This window comes from Spirillospora sp. NPDC047418 (assembly GCF_040643275.1).
Classification (GTDB): domain Bacteria; phylum Actinomycetota; class Actinomycetes; order Streptosporangiales; family Streptosporangiaceae; genus Spirillospora.
The window spans coordinates 75,817-91,249 of sequence record NZ_JBEYTW010000030.1; the positions used below are offsets into that span (position 1 = coordinate 75,817).

Annotated in this window: 9 protein-coding genes; all 9 read left to right on the forward strand. The window is 70.0% G+C overall.

The genetic code is table 11. The annotated features are described in order from the left end of the window. Positions 1–43 precede the first annotated feature (43 nt). Entirely contained in the window at positions 44–1,213 is a 1,170-nt protein-coding gene (gene glf / locus ABZ806_RS20430) for a UDP-galactopyranose mutase (protein WP_500218896.1), read from the forward strand. Then, complete coding sequence (locus ABZ806_RS20435) at positions 1,210–3,294, forward strand: glycosyltransferase (RefSeq protein WP_500218897.1); 2,085 nt, start codon at positions 1,210–1,212, stop codon at positions 3,292–3,294. Before glf ends, ABZ806_RS20435 begins: the two co-directional genes overlap by 4 nt. Further along, entirely contained in the window at positions 3,291–4,160 is an 870-nt protein-coding gene (locus ABZ806_RS20440; RefSeq protein ID WP_500218898.1) for an ABC transporter permease, read from the forward strand. The genes ABZ806_RS20435 and ABZ806_RS20440 overlap by 4 nt, the downstream gene beginning before the upstream one ends. A 60-nt stretch (positions 4,161–4,220) precedes the next feature. Further along, the gene (locus tag ABZ806_RS20445) at positions 4,221–5,000 is read left to right on the forward strand and encodes an ABC transporter ATP-binding protein (protein WP_500218899.1); all 780 of its coding nucleotides are present in this window, start codon (positions 4,221–4,223) and stop codon (positions 4,998–5,000) included. 55 nt (positions 5,001–5,055) lie between these two features. Further along, positions 5,056–7,719, forward strand: coding sequence for an HAD family hydrolase (locus tag ABZ806_RS20450; protein ID WP_500218900.1), 2,664 nt, complete (start codon positions 5,056–5,058; stop codon positions 7,717–7,719). Continuing rightward, positions 7,706–8,797 (forward strand): hypothetical protein, encoded by a 1,092-nt coding sequence (locus tag ABZ806_RS20455; protein ID WP_500218901.1) that lies wholly within the window; start codon positions 7,706–7,708, stop codon positions 8,795–8,797. Before ABZ806_RS20450 ends, ABZ806_RS20455 begins: the two co-directional genes overlap by 14 nt. Positions 8,798–8,799: 2 nt before the next feature. Next, positions 8,800–9,690: a class I SAM-dependent methyltransferase gene (locus tag ABZ806_RS20460; protein WP_500218902.1), complete on the forward strand. Its 891-nt coding sequence runs from the start codon at positions 8,800–8,802 to the stop codon at positions 9,688–9,690. A gap of 248 nt (positions 9,691–9,938) precedes the next feature. Beyond that, positions 9,939–11,969: a hypothetical protein gene (locus ABZ806_RS20465; RefSeq protein WP_500218907.1), complete on the forward strand. Its 2,031-nt coding sequence runs from the start codon at positions 9,939–9,941 to the stop codon at positions 11,967–11,969. Between the two features lie 459 nt (positions 11,970–12,428). Beyond that, positions 12,429–15,356: a LamG domain-containing protein gene (locus ABZ806_RS20470; protein WP_500218903.1), complete on the forward strand. Its 2,928-nt coding sequence runs from the start codon at positions 12,429–12,431 to the stop codon at positions 15,354–15,356. Positions 15,357–15,433: the final 77 nt, after the last annotated feature.

The following is a 15,433-nucleotide window of genomic DNA, read 5'->3' on the forward strand; positions in this document are numbered from 1 at the left end:
GCGGCCCGGCCCTCTGCTCCCCGCACGGGATGGACACCGTCCAGTGAACGTTGATCTCGTGGTGGCCGGCTCCGGATTCTTCGGGCTCACGGTCGCCGAGCGCTGCGCGGCCGGGCTCGGCCTGCGCGTGCTCGTCCTCGACCGGCGCGACCACATCGGCGGCAACGCCTACAGCGAGGCCGAGCCGGAGACGGGCATCGAGATCCACCGCTACGGCGCGCACCTGTTCCACACCTCCAACGAGCGGGTGTGGGAGTACGCCAACCGGTTCACCGCCTTCACGGGCTACCGGCACCACGTGTACTCGACGTTCAAGGGCCGGGTCTACCCGATGCCGATCAACCTCGGCACGATCTGCGCGTTCTTCGGCCGGGTCCTCAGCCCGGACGAGGCGCGGGCGCTGATCGCCGGCCAGGCCGCCGAGGTGTCCGCCCCGGCCAACCTGGAGGAGAAGGCCATCTCGCTGATCGGGCGCCCGCTGTACGAGGCGTTCATCCGCGGCTATACCGCCAAGCAGTGGCAGACCGATCCCCGCGAGCTGCCGGCCGAGATCATCACCCGGCTCCCGGTGCGGTACACCTTCGACAACCGGTACTTCAGCGACGTCCACGAGGGTCTACCGGTCGACGGCTACACCGCCTGGCTGGAGCGGATGGCCGACCACCCCAACATCGAGGTCCGGCTGAACACCGATTTCTTCGACCTGCGCGACGACATCGTCGGCAACGTGCCCGTCGTCTACACCGGGCCGCTGGACCGCTACTTCGGCTACGCCGAGGGCGAGCTGGGCTGGCGGACGCTCGACTTCGAACTGCGGGTCGAGCCGACCGGCGACTTCCAGGGGACCCCGGTGATGAACTACGCCGACGAGGACGTCCCCTACACCCGGATCCACGAGTTCCGGCACTTCCATCCCGAGCGCGACGGTCACCCGCCCGACAAGACGGTGATCATGCGGGAGTACTCGCGGGCCGCCGGCCGCGGGGACGAGCCGTACTACCCGGTGAACACCGCCGCCGACCGCGCCCGCCTGCTCGCCTACCGCGACCTGGCGAAGGGCGAGGACGGGGTGCTGTTCGGCGGGCGGCTCGGCACCTACCGGTACCTCGACATGCACATGGCCATCGCGAGCGCTCTCAGCATGGTCGACAACAGACTGCGTCCCCATTTCACCGATGGTTCGCGTCTCATAAGCGGAGGTGTGGACGAGTGACCGAACCCGCCACGGCGACGGCCGGAGCCGAGACCCCCCGCCGGCTGCGCGTGCTGCAGCGCGTCGTGATGCCGGTCGACCGCGACCTCGACGTCCTCAAGCTGTACGTCGAGGGCGAGATCGCCAGAGGTGCCGAGGCCCTCGCCGCCGAGACCGAGGTGGAGGCAGGGCCCGCCACCGCCGTCGGGCGCCGCAGCGTTGTGGTCCCCGTCGGACGGCGCGCCTCCTTCGCCACCTACTTCAACGCCTTCCCGGCCAGCTACTGGCGGCGCTGGACGAGCGTGGAGGAGGTGACGCTGCGGGTCCGGATGCGCGGCCAGGGCACCGTCATCGTCTACCGGTCCAGCGCCAAGGGGCACGTGCAGCGCGTCGCCTCCGCACGGATCGACTCCGGCACCTCCCGAGAGGAGGCGTTCCGGCTGCCGCTGCTCCCGTTCATCGACGGCGGCTGGTACTGGATGGACGTCCTGGCCGGCGAGGGCAACGCCGTGCTGGAACGGGCCGACTGGTGCGCGGACCCCGAAGCGGCGGGGGACGTCCGGCAGGGCCGGGTGAGCCTCGGCATCACCACGTACAACCGTCCGAACTTCTGCGTGGACCAGCTCGTCGCGCTGGGCGCCGCGCCCGAGGTGCTGGACGTGGTCGACGCCGTCTACGTCGTGGACCAGGGCACCGACCGTGTGCGCGACGACGCGGGCTACCCGGGGGCAGCCGACGCGCTCGGCACCAAGCTGCATGTCATCGAGCAGGGCAACCTGGGCGGCTCCGGTGGCTTCTCACGCGCGATGGACGAGACGGTCGCGGCCGGCGCCAGCGACTACGTCCTGCTCCTCGACGACGACGTGGTCACCGAGACCGAGGGCATCCTCCGCGCCGTCGCGTTCGCCGACTTCGCCCGCACGCCGACGATCGTGGGCGGGCACATGTTCAACCTGTTCGTCCGCTCGCAGCTGCACGCCTACGGCGAGACCATCGCCCGGTACCGCTGGTGGTGGGAGGAGGCCCCGCACACCAGGCGCGAGCACGACTTCGCGCTGCCGCCCGCCCGGACCCCGTACCCGGCCCTCACCGCGGACCCGCGGAAGCGCACCAGCTCGGGGAGCCTGCGCGAGACCAAATGGCTGCACCGGCGCGTGGACGTCGACTACAACGGCTGGTGGATGTGCCTGATCCCCACCGACGTCGTGCGCAAGATCGGCCTGTCCATGCCGATGTTCATCAAGTGGGACGACGCCGAGTACTGCGTCCGCGCGGGCGAGGCCGGTTACCCGACCGTGTCGCTGCCCGGCATGGCGGCGTGGCACGTCCCGTGGCAGGACAAGGACGACGGCATCGACTGGCAGGCGTACTTCCACGAGCGCAACCGGCTCGTCACCGCGCTGATGCACTCGCCCTACGAGCGCGGCGGCAACCTCGTCAAGGAGAGCTTCATCATCTCGGTGAAGCACGCGCTCGCCATGCAGTACTCGACCGCCGAGCTGATGCTGTCGGCGATCGAGGACGTGCTGAGCGGGCCGGAGCACATGCACGCCGGGATCGCGGCCAAGCTGCCGGAGATCATGGCGTTGCGGGCGGAGTTCCCCGACGCGCGCGACCGCGTCAGCCACGAGGAGTTCCCGCAGGTGCGCTGGAACAGGCCGCCCAAGCGGGGACGCGGGTTCAAGCCGCCGCGCGGCAAGGTGAACGTGCTGGCGAGCGCGATGCTCGGCACCGTCAAGCAGCTGCGTCCGGTGGACCCCGCCGCCCGGGGCAACCCGCAGCTGGTCGTGCCGCACATCGACCGGCACTGGAGCCTGCTCGCGCAGGTCGACAGCGCGCTGGTCTCCTCCGCCGACGGCACGAAGGTCGCCTGGTACCAGCGCGACCCGGAGCGCTTCAAGAAGCTGCTCGCGCGGACGTCGCTGCTGCACGCCCGGCTCGGCCGGGAATGGCCGGAGCTCAGCCGGCGGTACCGGGCGGCCATGGCCGAGATCGCCTCCCCGGAGGCGTGGCGCGCCACGTTCGAGGCGGCCGAGCCGGGCGCGTCGGGTTCGGGCCCGCGGCCGTCGGGTTCCGGTGAGTCCGGGGGCGGGCCGGGATGACCGTCACGCCGATCCGCGTCGACGACGGCCTCCGGGTGCCCGGGGCCGGCGGCGGGCTGCGCCGGACCGTCCAGAACAGGTACCTGCTGCGGCTCCTGGTGCGCCGCGAGCTGCGCGCCCGGTACAAGGGCTCGCTGCTCGGGCTCGGCTGGTCCTACGTGCGGCCCGCCGTGCACTTCGCCGTCTACTTCTACGTCATCGGCGTGTTCCTCGGCATGGACCGGCAGATCGACGATTTCCCGGTCTACCTGTTCGCGGGCATGGTCCTGGTCAACCTGTTCACCGAGACGCTGCACTCGGCGACCCGCTCGGTCACCGGCAACGCCGCGCTCGTCCGCAAGGTGTTCCTGCCCCGGGAGATGTTCCCGGCGGCGTCGGCGCTGGTCTCGCTGGTCCACTTCCTGCCCGGCTTCCTGATCCTGCTCGGCGGGGCGGTCGCCACCGGATGGCGCCCCTCGCCGGCCGGCGTCGGCGCGGCCGTCCTCGGATTCACGATCATCGTCGTCCTCGGTTTCGGCGTCGGCCTGCTGTGCGCGGCCGTGAACGTGTTCTTCCGCGACCTGGAGCAGGCGGTCGACATCTCGATGATCGTCATCACCTGGTCGGTGCCGATGATCTACCCGTGGACGCACGTCCGGACGCACGCGCCCGGCTGGGTGCTGGACGTGTACCTCGCCAACCCGCTCGTCAGCGCGGTGTCCCTGTTTCAGCGGGCGTTCTGGTACCCCGGAGCGGATGGCGGGTTCGCGTTCCCGCCCGACCTCTACGCCCGCGCATGCGAGTCCCTCGCCGTGAGCGTGCTGGTGTTCATCGCCGGGCACGCGGCGTTCGCCCGCATGCAGAAGCGTTTCGCGCAGGAGCTGTAGCCGTTGACCCCCTCACCAGAGCCTTCTCCGGCAGAGACCTCGTCCATCGTCATCGACCGCGTGACGAAGAACTTCACGCTGCGGCACGCGCGCTCGATCAAGGAGATGAGCGTCCGCGCGCTGCGGCGGCAGAGCCTGTCGGACCGCTTCCGCGCGCTGGACGAGGTGAGCATCACCATCGACCAGGGCGAGACCGTGGCGCTGATGGGGTTGAACGGGTCGGGGAAGAGCACCCTGCTCAAGCTCATTTCGGGGGTCATGCAGCCGGACGAGGGGTCGGTGCGCGTCCGGGGCCGCGTCGCCGGCCTGATCGACGTCGGCGCCGGGCTGCATCCCGAGCTGACCGGCCGGGAGAACGTCTTCCTCAACGGCGCGATCCTCGGCATGTCCCGCGCGGAGATCCTCGGGAAGTTCGACGCGATCGTCGAGTTCTCGGGCGTCGAGCGCTTCCTGGACGACCAGGTGAAGTTCTACTCGTCCGGCATGTTCATGCGGCTCGCGTTCTCGATCGCGGCGCACACCGAGCCGGACGTGTTCCTCATCGACGAGGTGCTGGCCGTCGGCGACCCGCCGTTCCGGGAGAAGTGCCTGGACCGCATCCGGGAGCTGCGCGGCGAGGGCCGCACCATGGTCGTCGTCGCGCACGACATCAAGATGCTCGTCGGGCTCTGCGACCGCGGCATCACGATGCGGCAGGGCCGGGTGATCTTCGACGGGCCGACCGAGGAGGCCGGCCGGCTGGTCCGCGAGGACCGCGCTGCCCGGCGGACTGCCGCGGCGCTTGCGGACCGTCCGGCCGCCGCGGGAGCGCGGACTACGTCGGGAGAAAGCGGTGGATAGGGTGACCCGTGCCGCGGCCGAGCGCCGGTCGGGGACCAGGGGGAAAGGTGCGGCGTTGACCCAGCAGGAACACGGCTGCCCGTTGCTCGACAACGTGTACCGGATCATCGCCGACAGAACCTGCTCCGTGCTGTCCCTGGACATCTTCGACACGGTGCTCTGGCGCCGGGTGCCGAGGCCGGTGGACGTGTTCGGCCTGCTGGCCTCGCGGCTGCGGGACGCGGGGCTGTGCCCGCCGTGGGTGACCGGCGCGACCCTCCGGCGGATGCGGATCGCCGCCGAGGACACGGCCCGCCGCGGTCGCGACGCCCTCGGCACCGAGGTCTCCCTGTTCGACATCTGGCGCGCCATGCCGGACGGGATCTTCGGCGCCGCGCCGCTCGAGCAGCTCGTCGAGGCCGAGCTGCGGCTGGAACGCGAGCTGACCGTCGTGGACCTGGACATCGCCGAGGTCGTGAAGGCCGCGCGGAAACAGGACATCCAGGTCGTCATGGTGTCCGACACCTACTTCACCGATGAGCAGCTGGCCCGGCTCCTGGACCGTCCCGAACTGGGCCCGCTGGAGGACGTCCGGATCTTCCGGTCCAACCAGCACGGCGCGGACAAGGCGTCCGGCCTGTGGGACATCGTGCTGCGGGACCTCGGCCGCAGCCCGGAGCAGGTCGTGCACATCGGCGACCACGAGGTCGCCGACCACGAGGTGCCGGGCGGGCTGGGCGTCCGGACGGTGCACTACCGGCGGCTCGACGACGCCTATCTGGACGTGCTGAAGCGGGAGAAGGAGCCGGTCGGCCGGTCCGCCGACCACACGTCCGACCTGGACGACCGGTACGGCGACTTCGGCCTCACCAGCCTGCGCGCCAAGGCCGTCCACTCGGGCGTCCCGTTCACCACCTCGGCGCTGGGCGTCGCGTGGCGGTACGGCGCCGGCGTCCTCGGACCGGTGCTGACCGGGTTCGCCGAGTGGGCGGCGTGGAAGGCGCACGAGGCCGGAACCCGCAGGCTGTGGTGCTCGATGCGAGAAGGCGAACTGCTCTCCACGCTCATCAACCGAGCCGCCGAGGCGCGCGGCTGGGACGTCGTGGCCGCTCCCGTGTGGCTGTCGCGGTTCGTGACCTCGCTGGCCGGGCTCGACCCGCACGACACCGACGCGGTGCACGCGTTCATCCGCACCGGTTACCGGCTGACCGTCCGGCAGGCGCTGTCGGTCCTCGAGCTGCGGCCCGGCGACGTGCCCGGCCTCGCCGTCGAGCTGGACACCGTCATCGACAACGGCGACATCGCCGACCGGGTCGCCCGCGCGCTGACCGAGACGCCGCACCTGTGCAACCGGCTCGCGGTGACCGTCACCGCCGTCCGCGAACGCATGATCAAGTCGCTGCGGGACGCCGGCGCGCTCGACGATCCGGAGTTGACCCTCATCGACCTCGGCTGGGGCGGCACGATCCAGCGGCATCTCGCGCGGGCGCTGGAGATCGCGCGCATCGATACCCGGGTATCCGGGCTCTACCTGGCCACCGACAACCGGTCGGAGCGGGTGTACCTGGCTGGGCTGCGCGCCGAGGGCTACCTGGCGCAGGCGGGGCATCCGGCGCATGTCGCCGCGACCGTGACCCGCAGCCCGGAGATCGTGGAGCAGTGCGTCAACGCGCTGTGCGGGTCGCTGATCGGCTTCACCGAGGACGGCGAGCCGGTCCTCGGCGACGCGTCCGACTCGCCGTCGCAGAACGCCGAGCGCCGCACGGTCCAGGACGGCGTGTTCGCGTTCCAGCACATGTGGAGCAGGTACGTCGGCGCGTCCGGCGGCGAATGGCCGGATCTGGCCCGTCCGCAGGCGGCGCGCGACCGGCTGGCGCGGATCCTGGTGGCCGCGCTGGAGGCGCCCACGGCGGACGAGGCGGCCGTCTTCGGCAACTGGACCCATGAGGACAACTTCGGCTCCTCCCTGGTCACGACCCTGCTGCCCGCCGACCTGAAACCCGCCGTCCCGTACCTGTCGCCCGGCGACCTCGACGACCTGCACATGCGGGACTCGTTCTGGCCCGCGCTGATCGCCGCGTCCGACACCGGGCTCGGGGCCATGGCCAGGGCCATCGCCGACGGTGCGGTCGCCCCGGAGGCGTTCGACCCGGCCGGCGAGCCGTACGAGACGCGGCTGCGGTACCGGACGGCCGACGACCGGTGGCACGAGCCGATCCGCCGCCGCGTCCGGATCAACCACAACGGATTGTCCTTCGCCCGGATCGACTTCGAGCACCACGACACGGTCGACATCTCCCTCGCGATCCCCGGCCGTCCGGCGATCGTCCGGGTCGACTGGATCGAAGCCAGGGTCATCGCCGGGGGCCGCCGCCGCGAGCGGGTGCTGCGCTGGGACCAGCCGGAGGACTTCGTCGGCCTCCACTACGCGGACTGCCGCTACCTCGGCGGCAACCTCATGGAGTTCGACACCTCCTATGCGGCGGTATGGCTCCCGCTCGCCCGCCGCGCCGGGACGCCCACGGTGTCGTCCGCGCAAGTCACGATCGCGTTCGCGATGCTTCCGCAGTCGGCGACCGGGATGGCGCCGCGGATGCCGGTCGACCGCATGGCGGAACGGGCGGCGCGCGCGGCGCGGCTCACCGAGCGGATGCGCGAGGAGTACCGGACGGCCGGCGTCAAGGGCGTCGCGGCCGGCGCCAGGCGAGTGGCGAGGAGGAAGCTCGGTGACGACCGCTGACCGAGGGGCCGCTGTGGTCGGTTCCCCCGACGATCCGCACGCGCAGGCCCGTGCCGCTCGGGAGCAGCCGCTGCTGCTGCACTCGATGTCGGTGTTCCGGGAACTCTTCGCATTGATCTTCGGTTGCCGCGAGATCCGCACGGTGGTCGAGGTCGGCGTGGAGTCCGGGCAGGTCAGCTCGCTGTACGCCGATCTTGGCGCGACCGTGCACTGTGTCGAACCGGCCCCCGGCGACGAACTCCGGGCCGTGCTGGACGGCGACCCGCGACTGAACCTGGTGGAGGGCCTGTCCCCAGGGGTGCTCGATGACTTGCCGGTCGCCGACATGTACGTCCTCGACGGGGACCACAACTACGCGGTGGTCCGCGGCGAACTCGCATGGATCATGAAGAACGCGCCCGACGCGGTGGTCGTGATGAACGACGTGCTGTGGCCGTGCGGGCGCCGCGACTTCTACTACCAGCCGTCCCCGCTGGCACCGGCGGACGTCAAGCCCGACACGGCCGACGGGCCGACCGTCTGGCACGACGACGTCACCCCGGCCGGTTTCGTCGGCGGTGGCGTGTTCACCGTGGCCGCGCACGCGGGCGGCGAGCGCAACGGCGTCCTCACCGCCGTCGAGGACGCGCTGGCCGAGGCCGGCGACCGGCGGTTCGCCATCGTCCCAGCCGTTTTCGGCTTCGGAATCATGATCAGGTCGGGCGCGGCCGGCGCCGACGAGATCTTCGAGGCGCTGCGGCCGTACACGTCCTCGGAACTCGTCGCTGCCATGGAGAACAACCGGATCGCGCTCTACACCCGCATCCTGCAACTCCAGTACGAGGCCGAGGCCCGCACGGACGACGCGAACCGGCTGACGGAGACCATTACCGCGCAGCAGCGGGAACTCGCCGAACTGCGCTCCGACCTCAGGCGGGCACAGGCCGAGAACGCCGCCCGGCGGCAGGAGACGGAGGGCATGCGAACGGAACTGGCCCGGGCAGCGTCCCCGCCCGAGCGGGACGAGGAAGTGGGCGCGGCCATGTCGCAGCTGGGACGCGCGCTGTCCGCACGCGTCCGCCGGAACCCGAGGACCTGAACATGACGGACTACATCGCGACCGTGGCGATGCACCAGCCCACGTGGGGCACGTTCCTCGATCCCGACCCGGGCTTGGCGGACGTGGAGCGCCCGCACGAGGCGCTGGGCATCCCGATCAGGGGCGGGCAGCACGCCGACCTGAAGGCGTTCGCGGGACGGAACACGGTGTTCGACCGCACCGCCGACCGGATCGCGGACCTTGACCTGGTCTACGAGGACCAGTGCAGCGCCTACCACTACTACGACCTGTTCCGCCAGGCCGAACGGTGCCACCTGGAGCTGACGAGGCTGATCGACGTGGGCGTCTTCATGGGCGGCTCGGCGGCGATCCTGGCCGGATGCGTCGAGCCGATGGGACTGGAACTCGATCTAGTCGACGTCAACGACGCCTACCTGCGGTTCACCCACGAAAGGCTGCGGCGGCTGTTCCCGCGCGCCATGAACCGCGTCCGGATGTTCCACGGCGACCTGCCGACCTACGTCGCGAACGTGCTGCTCGTCGAGCCGCAGACGCGCGCTCTCGTCCACCAGGACAGCGCGCACGCCTTCGACCAGGTCGTCAGGGATCTCAGCTCGCTGTACTTCGTCCGGGATCGGGTCCATGGCCTGGCGATCCAGGGGAGCCATCTCCGCGGCGACATCGCGCACCTGAACTTCGTGGACGCCGCTGTCCACGCCGTGTTCGGCGTCGGCGTGAAGTACGAGGCCATAGGCGCGCGCTATCCGCAGGACGCGCCGGTGACGCACCCCAACCAGTGGGACGGCAACTACTTCCTGGCCGAAACCCCCGAAGGCATGTACATCCCGTTCGAGGCCGCGGAGTGGAAGTACCCGCACCCGACGATGGAACTGGACGCCTTCCTCCCCACGAAGACCACCCCCACCCCCTGACCGGTCGCCGGTCTTGGCGGGGTGGCCGGGTGTGGTCATGGGTGGGGCGGGCGGTGTCTGATCTTGTCGCAGGTGGGTGCGGTGTCCGAAATGTCGGGGGTGGTCGGTCGTCGGGGGAAGTGTTCCGTTGAACGGGGGGCGGGGAGGTGGGAAGCTCTTTACCCTGGGCTGTGTAGGCAACCGAACCGGCAACCCCGAGGCGTTCCATATACTCCCGCGACTCCCAGGGGTCTCTCGACGTGACGGACATGGCGGGCGGGTCCGCGATGGCGCGGCTCACGCAGGCGGACCGCGTCCATGTGGGCTGGCGCTACGCGCAGGTGCACCCCGATCCGGGGCCGCCCCCGGCCCCACCCGAGCAGCGTGAACGGGCGCCTCTGCCGACGCCGGCCCGGCGGCCCGCGGAGCACATGGCCGGCCGGCCGCTGCGGATCGTGGTCGGCGGGACGGTCGCGTTCGCCGTCCTGTTCCTGGTGTGCGGGCTGCTGGGGATCATCCCGTGGGCGTTCGCCGGGGTGGCGCTGCTGGCGTGCCTGGTCATCCTCGGCTTCACGGGCGGCGGGCTGTGGCGGGACGAGCGGGGCGTCCGGGCGCGGCTGGCCCAGGAGCGGGACGAGGACGAGCGGCGGCGCGCCGAGCGGCGCCGGGAGCGGGAGGCCGCGGAGAAGGCGTACGCCAAGGCGCGGGCCGAATGGGAGCGCTGCCAGGCCGCCTACGAGGGCCAGCGCGAGTGGTACCCGGTCACCGTCCCGCCGGGCGTCGACCGGGTGGACGTCGTCGGCGGGACGCTCGCCGGATGGTCGGCCGCCGTCACGACCATGGGCGCGGCCCGGCTGGCGGTGGGCGCGCGGCTCACCATCATCGACCTGTCCGAGGGCGCGGTGGCGCATGACCTGCTGCGTCTCGCCGCGGACCGGGGCGACGACCCGCTCGTCTGGGTGCTGCCCGCCGACCTGCCCCGGCTGGACGTCACGAGGGGCCTGAACCCCGAAGCGCTCGCGGACGTCCTCTCCCTGGTCGTCAGCGCGGGCGAGGAGGAGGGCGGCACCCGGGACCTGTCGTTCGACAACTCCATCCTGGAGCGCCTCATCGAGGTCCTCGGGCCGGACGCGACGATACCGCGGATCACCGCGGCCCTGCGCGTCCTGGCCCAGGTCGGCGACCCGCGCGACGACCTCCGCAAGGGCCTGCTGACCGACGGGCAACTCGAACGCATCGCCACACTCTTCGGACGGGACGCCACCGACCGGATCGTCGTCCGGCGGGCCTGGGCGCTGGAGGCGCAGCTCCGCAAGCTGGAGAAGCTCGCGACGGAACCCGTCAGGCTGCCACCGTCCAGGCTCCACGTGGTGTCGATGGATCGCCGTGCCGGCGTCCTGACCAACCGCATCCTCGGGACATACGTCACGACCGCGCTCACCCACCGCGTCCGCGAGGCCCCGCCCGGCGGCCGCTGGGACCACACCCTCTTCCTCTGCGGCGCCGAGAAGCTGCGCGGGGACGTCCTGGACCGGCTCATCGACGCCTGCGAGGCGACCGGAACCGGCCTCGTGCTGATGTACCGGTCGATCCCGGGCCACGTCCGCGAGCGGCTCGGCCGCCGGGGCCACGCCGCCGTCGGGTTCATGCGGCTCGGCAACCCCGAGGACGCGCGGGTCGCCGCCGAGCACATCGGCGCGGGGCAGCCGCTCATCGTCGCCGAGATCACCGACGCGGCGGGCGAGACGCTGTTCGACGTCGCGGGGGAGACCTACGCCAGCACGGTCGCCTTCGCCCGCCCGCGCGGCGACGGCCTCACCGACCCCGTCTGGTCGCCGCTCCCCGCCCCAGCCGCCGACGACTCCGTCCTGGTGGAGGGCATCAGCTCCGCGACCGCCTGGGGCAGAACAGTCGCCGACCGCCGCTCCAGCAAGCAGCGCTTCCGCGAACTGCTGATCGAGCCGCCCCAACTGCAGGAACTGCCCCCGACCGCGATGGTGTTCACCCACTCCGGCGCCACCGGCCGCCGCACCCTCCTCGTGGACGCCAACCCCGGCATCATCACGCTGCCGACCGCCCATTCCATGGAGTTCGAGGAGTACCTCCGCGAGCAGCAGGAAGCCCTCCCCGAGCCCGCCGACGATGACGCCCGCGATGAACCGGAGCCACCGGATATCCCGGCTCCACGCCGCCCCGCCCGCCACGCACTCCCACGCGGCGCCTCCCGTCCGGTCCGGATCGTCTCCCCCCTGAAACCCAACGGAAAACACAAGGCCGACCCCCCACCCCCCACCACCTGATTCCCCCACCCCACCTATTAGCGGGAACATCGTGGGCCGATATACGGGTCTGCCGTGTTGTGTCAAGTTCGAATTATCTGTCCGTGGTGACAGGGGCACGGGTTGGCCGCTTGTGGCTCTTGTATTTGTGGATCGATTGGTCTAACCGGAAGCGATCGCGCACTGAAACACGCCGATGTGCATCCATTGGATCGCTCAGTGTGATCTTCGCCGCGATGGTGATTAAGGCAGGACGGCTGGCTCCTGCGTAGAGGTTTACTGCATCTTGCGTGATCTAGATCACGCAAGATGATGCACTTTGGGGTCTTTTGTGAAGTTGATCAGCGGGTTACCTTAAGGCCGCTTTAACAACCCTTTACGTCTGAGGTCCATATGGGTCGTCGTGCGGCATGTCGGGACGTGTCTGTGGCCGGTTCGCGTCTGTGGCGGCGGCCGGTCCGGACGGCACGGTTCGCGGCGATGGTGCTGGTGGCCGGGCTGCTGCAAGTGCCCGTGATCGCGGGAGTGTCACAGCCGGTGGCCCGCGCGGACGAGGGGAAGCCAGTGTCGACGGGGGCGGTGACCGAGCAGGAGGCGATGACGGCCGCCGCCAGGTCCGGGAAGCCGGTGGAGATCCTCTCGCGGCGTGGGGAGTCGCGGACGGTGCGGGCGCTGCCGAACGGCCGGGTCGAGGTCGAGCAGCATGTGCAGCCGATCCGGACGCGCAAGGGCGGCAAGTGGGTCGAGATCGACACCGGCTTGCACCGTTCAGATGGTGCGGTCGTGCCGGCGGCGACGACGGTCGGGCTGAGGTTCTCCGCGGGTGGGGACGGCCCGATGGTGCAGATGACTCAGGCGGGGCACAAACTCGCCCTGTCGTGGCCGAGCAAGTTGCCCGAGCCGGTGCTGGATGGCGACACCGCGGTCTATAAGGGTGTGGCGGGCCCGGATGTGGACCTGCGGTTGCGTGCGCGAGCTTCGGGGTTCGCGCACGTCCTGGTGGTCAAGACACCGGAAGCAGCGAAGGATCCGCGGGTGGCCAGGTTGGCTCTGTCGTTGTCCACCAGCCGGTTGTCGGTGCGGCAGGGGCAGGGCGGGGTGCTGACCGCGACCGACACCGGGTCGGGTGCGGGAGTGTTCGAGGCGCCGTCCCCGCGCATGTGGGACTCCTCTCACGCCACGCCCAAGGGGCCGGAGGGGCGCGCTCGGGCGGGTGCGGCCGACCCGGGAACCGACCCGGCCAGGGGGCCTGCCGACGGGGCGAAGACCGCGCGGCTGGGGGTCGCGGTGGGGAAGGGGAAGCTGACGCTGACCCCCGACCAGGAACTGCTGACCGCTCCCGATACGACGTTTCCGGTGTTCATTGATCCGGTGTGGGACACCAGCAAGGCGAACAGCTGGGGGATGGTGTCCTCGGGTTGGCCGGACGAGTCGTATTACAAGTTCGACGGCAAGTCGACCGAGGGGGTGGGCCGCTGCGAGGTGGCCAAGGACCCCAACTGTGTGAAGAACCAGACCAAGCGGCTGTTCTTCCGGATGCCGCTGCCCGCGGTCAAGGGCAGCTACATCCAGAACGTGGAGTTCATCGCATACGAGACCAGCGCCTACAACTGCAGTAACAAGACTTCGGTGCAGCTGTGGCGGACCGCGACGCTGCGGTCGTATGCGACCTGGAACAACACCAACAAGTCGTCGGTGTGGCTGGAGCATCTGGCCTCGCGTGATGTGGCGTACTGCTCGAAGGCGCCGGTGGAGTTCGGCGGCTCGACACTGCGTTCGCATGTGCAAGACGCGGTGAACAAGGGATACAGCACGATCACATTCGGGCTCAAGGCCTACAGCGAGTCGACGATGGACTGGTGGAAGCGGTTCGCCGATGACGCCTACCTGAAGGTGCAGTACAACCGGCCGCCGTTGCAGCCCGACACCGACACCATGTTCGCCGACCCGGGCACCAAGTGCCTGCCGTCCGGGGAGGCCAAGTCGGTGAACGGGATCCCCACCGTCTACGCCTACCTCAAGGACCCCGACAACGAGGACAAGAACAAGGTGCAGGGCCAGTTCACGCTGCACTGGGCGAACAACGCCGACGGGTCGGATTGGGGACCGAAGTGGACATCCACCCTGACGGCGGCCAAGACGACAGGGTCGAAGTTCTACACGGATCTGCCGCCCGACATCCCGCAGAACACCAAGATCGCCTGGGGTGTGCGGGTCTGGGACGGTGAGCAGTGGGGCCCGTGGAGCTACGCCGGCGCCCAGACCGGCTGCTACTTCTCTTACAACCCTGCGGCCCCGGCCAAACCAATCATCAGCTCGCAAGAGTATCCGAACAACGATAAGTGGCACGGTGGTGTCGGGGAGCCCGGACGGTTCGTCATCTCGGACTCCGAGGGTGTCGCCGACCGGTACGTCATCACCATGAACGACGAGCCGCCCCAGACGGTCGGCACCAGCAACGGCGCGGCTCAGGTGGTCTCACTGGCGCCGACGAGGTCAGGCCCCAACGTCGTGAGCGTCCAGGCGTTCGCACCCTCTAGCCAGAACGGCGCCAGCGCCTCCTACGAGTTCCGTGCGAACGAGGGACCCGATCCGGTGGCGCGGTTCGCGCTGGACGAGAGCACCGGATCGACCGAGGTGACCGCGACCGGCCCTGGCCTGCCGGCGACGCTGGCGGGGTCCGCGGCTTTGGGAGACGAGGGTGAGCACGGGACAGCGTTGTCGTTGGACGGTGTCTACGGGTTCGCTGAAAGCATCCTGCCGCTGGTCGATCCCACCAACAGTTTCACGGTGTCCGCCTGGGCCAAGCCGACTCGATACGGAATGGTCAATATTCTGGCCCAGAATTCGACATTCCAGAGTGCATTTCAACTGGGGATCGATCCGGCAGGTAACCCGGTATTCAAGAAGCCGTCTACTGATACCAATGACGGTGGCGGTTCCTGGAACGAAGCCGTGGACGATACTCCGCTGCCGATCGGGGTGTGGAGTCACCTTGCCGGCGTGTATGACGAGAGCGCGGGACAGTTGCGGCTCTATGTGGACGGGCAGTTGCAGGCCACCGTGGGTGCCGGCACGCCGTTGGTGTCACACGGGGCGTTCGAGATCGGCCGGAGCCTGTACAATCGCGCGTTCGCCAACTATTGGCCCGGATCCATCGACGATGTCCAAGCGTTCAGTCAGGCGTTGACCGACGAGCAGGCCCAGCAACTCGCCGCCGGTGACACCCTAGCGGGAGTGGACTCGGTCGCCCATTGGAACATGGACGAGCCTGCAGGAACGCTGCGGATCTACAGCCCCATGAATCCTTGGAAGGCGACCTTGCACGGCGGGGCGACACTCGGCTCCGAAGGGCAGGTGGACACCGCGCTTGGGCTTGATGACACGACTCTAGTACTCCAGTTGTAGATCGCGATCTTGCTGGTCGGGGCTGGTCCGGGAACGGGTGCGGCCACCGGTGATCATCGGTGTGTGAAGACAGAAGA

Bases quoted from the DNA above. Each gene is read 5' to 3' on its own strand.
- ABZ806_RS20440 (WP_500218898.1), top strand. From the start codon at position 3,291: ATGACCGTCACGCCGATCCGCGTCGACGACGGCCTCCGGGTGCCCGGG.
- ABZ806_RS20460 (WP_500218902.1), top strand. From the start codon at position 8,800: ATGACGGACTACATCGCGACCGTGGCGATGCACCAGCCCACGTGGGGC.
- ABZ806_RS20465 (WP_500218907.1), top strand. From the start codon at position 9,939: ATGGCGGGCGGGTCCGCGATGGCGCGGCTCACGCAGGCGGACCGCGTC.
- ABZ806_RS20470 (WP_500218903.1), top strand. From the start codon at position 12,429: ATGGTGCTGGTGGCCGGGCTGCTGCAAGTGCCCGTGATCGCGGGAGTG.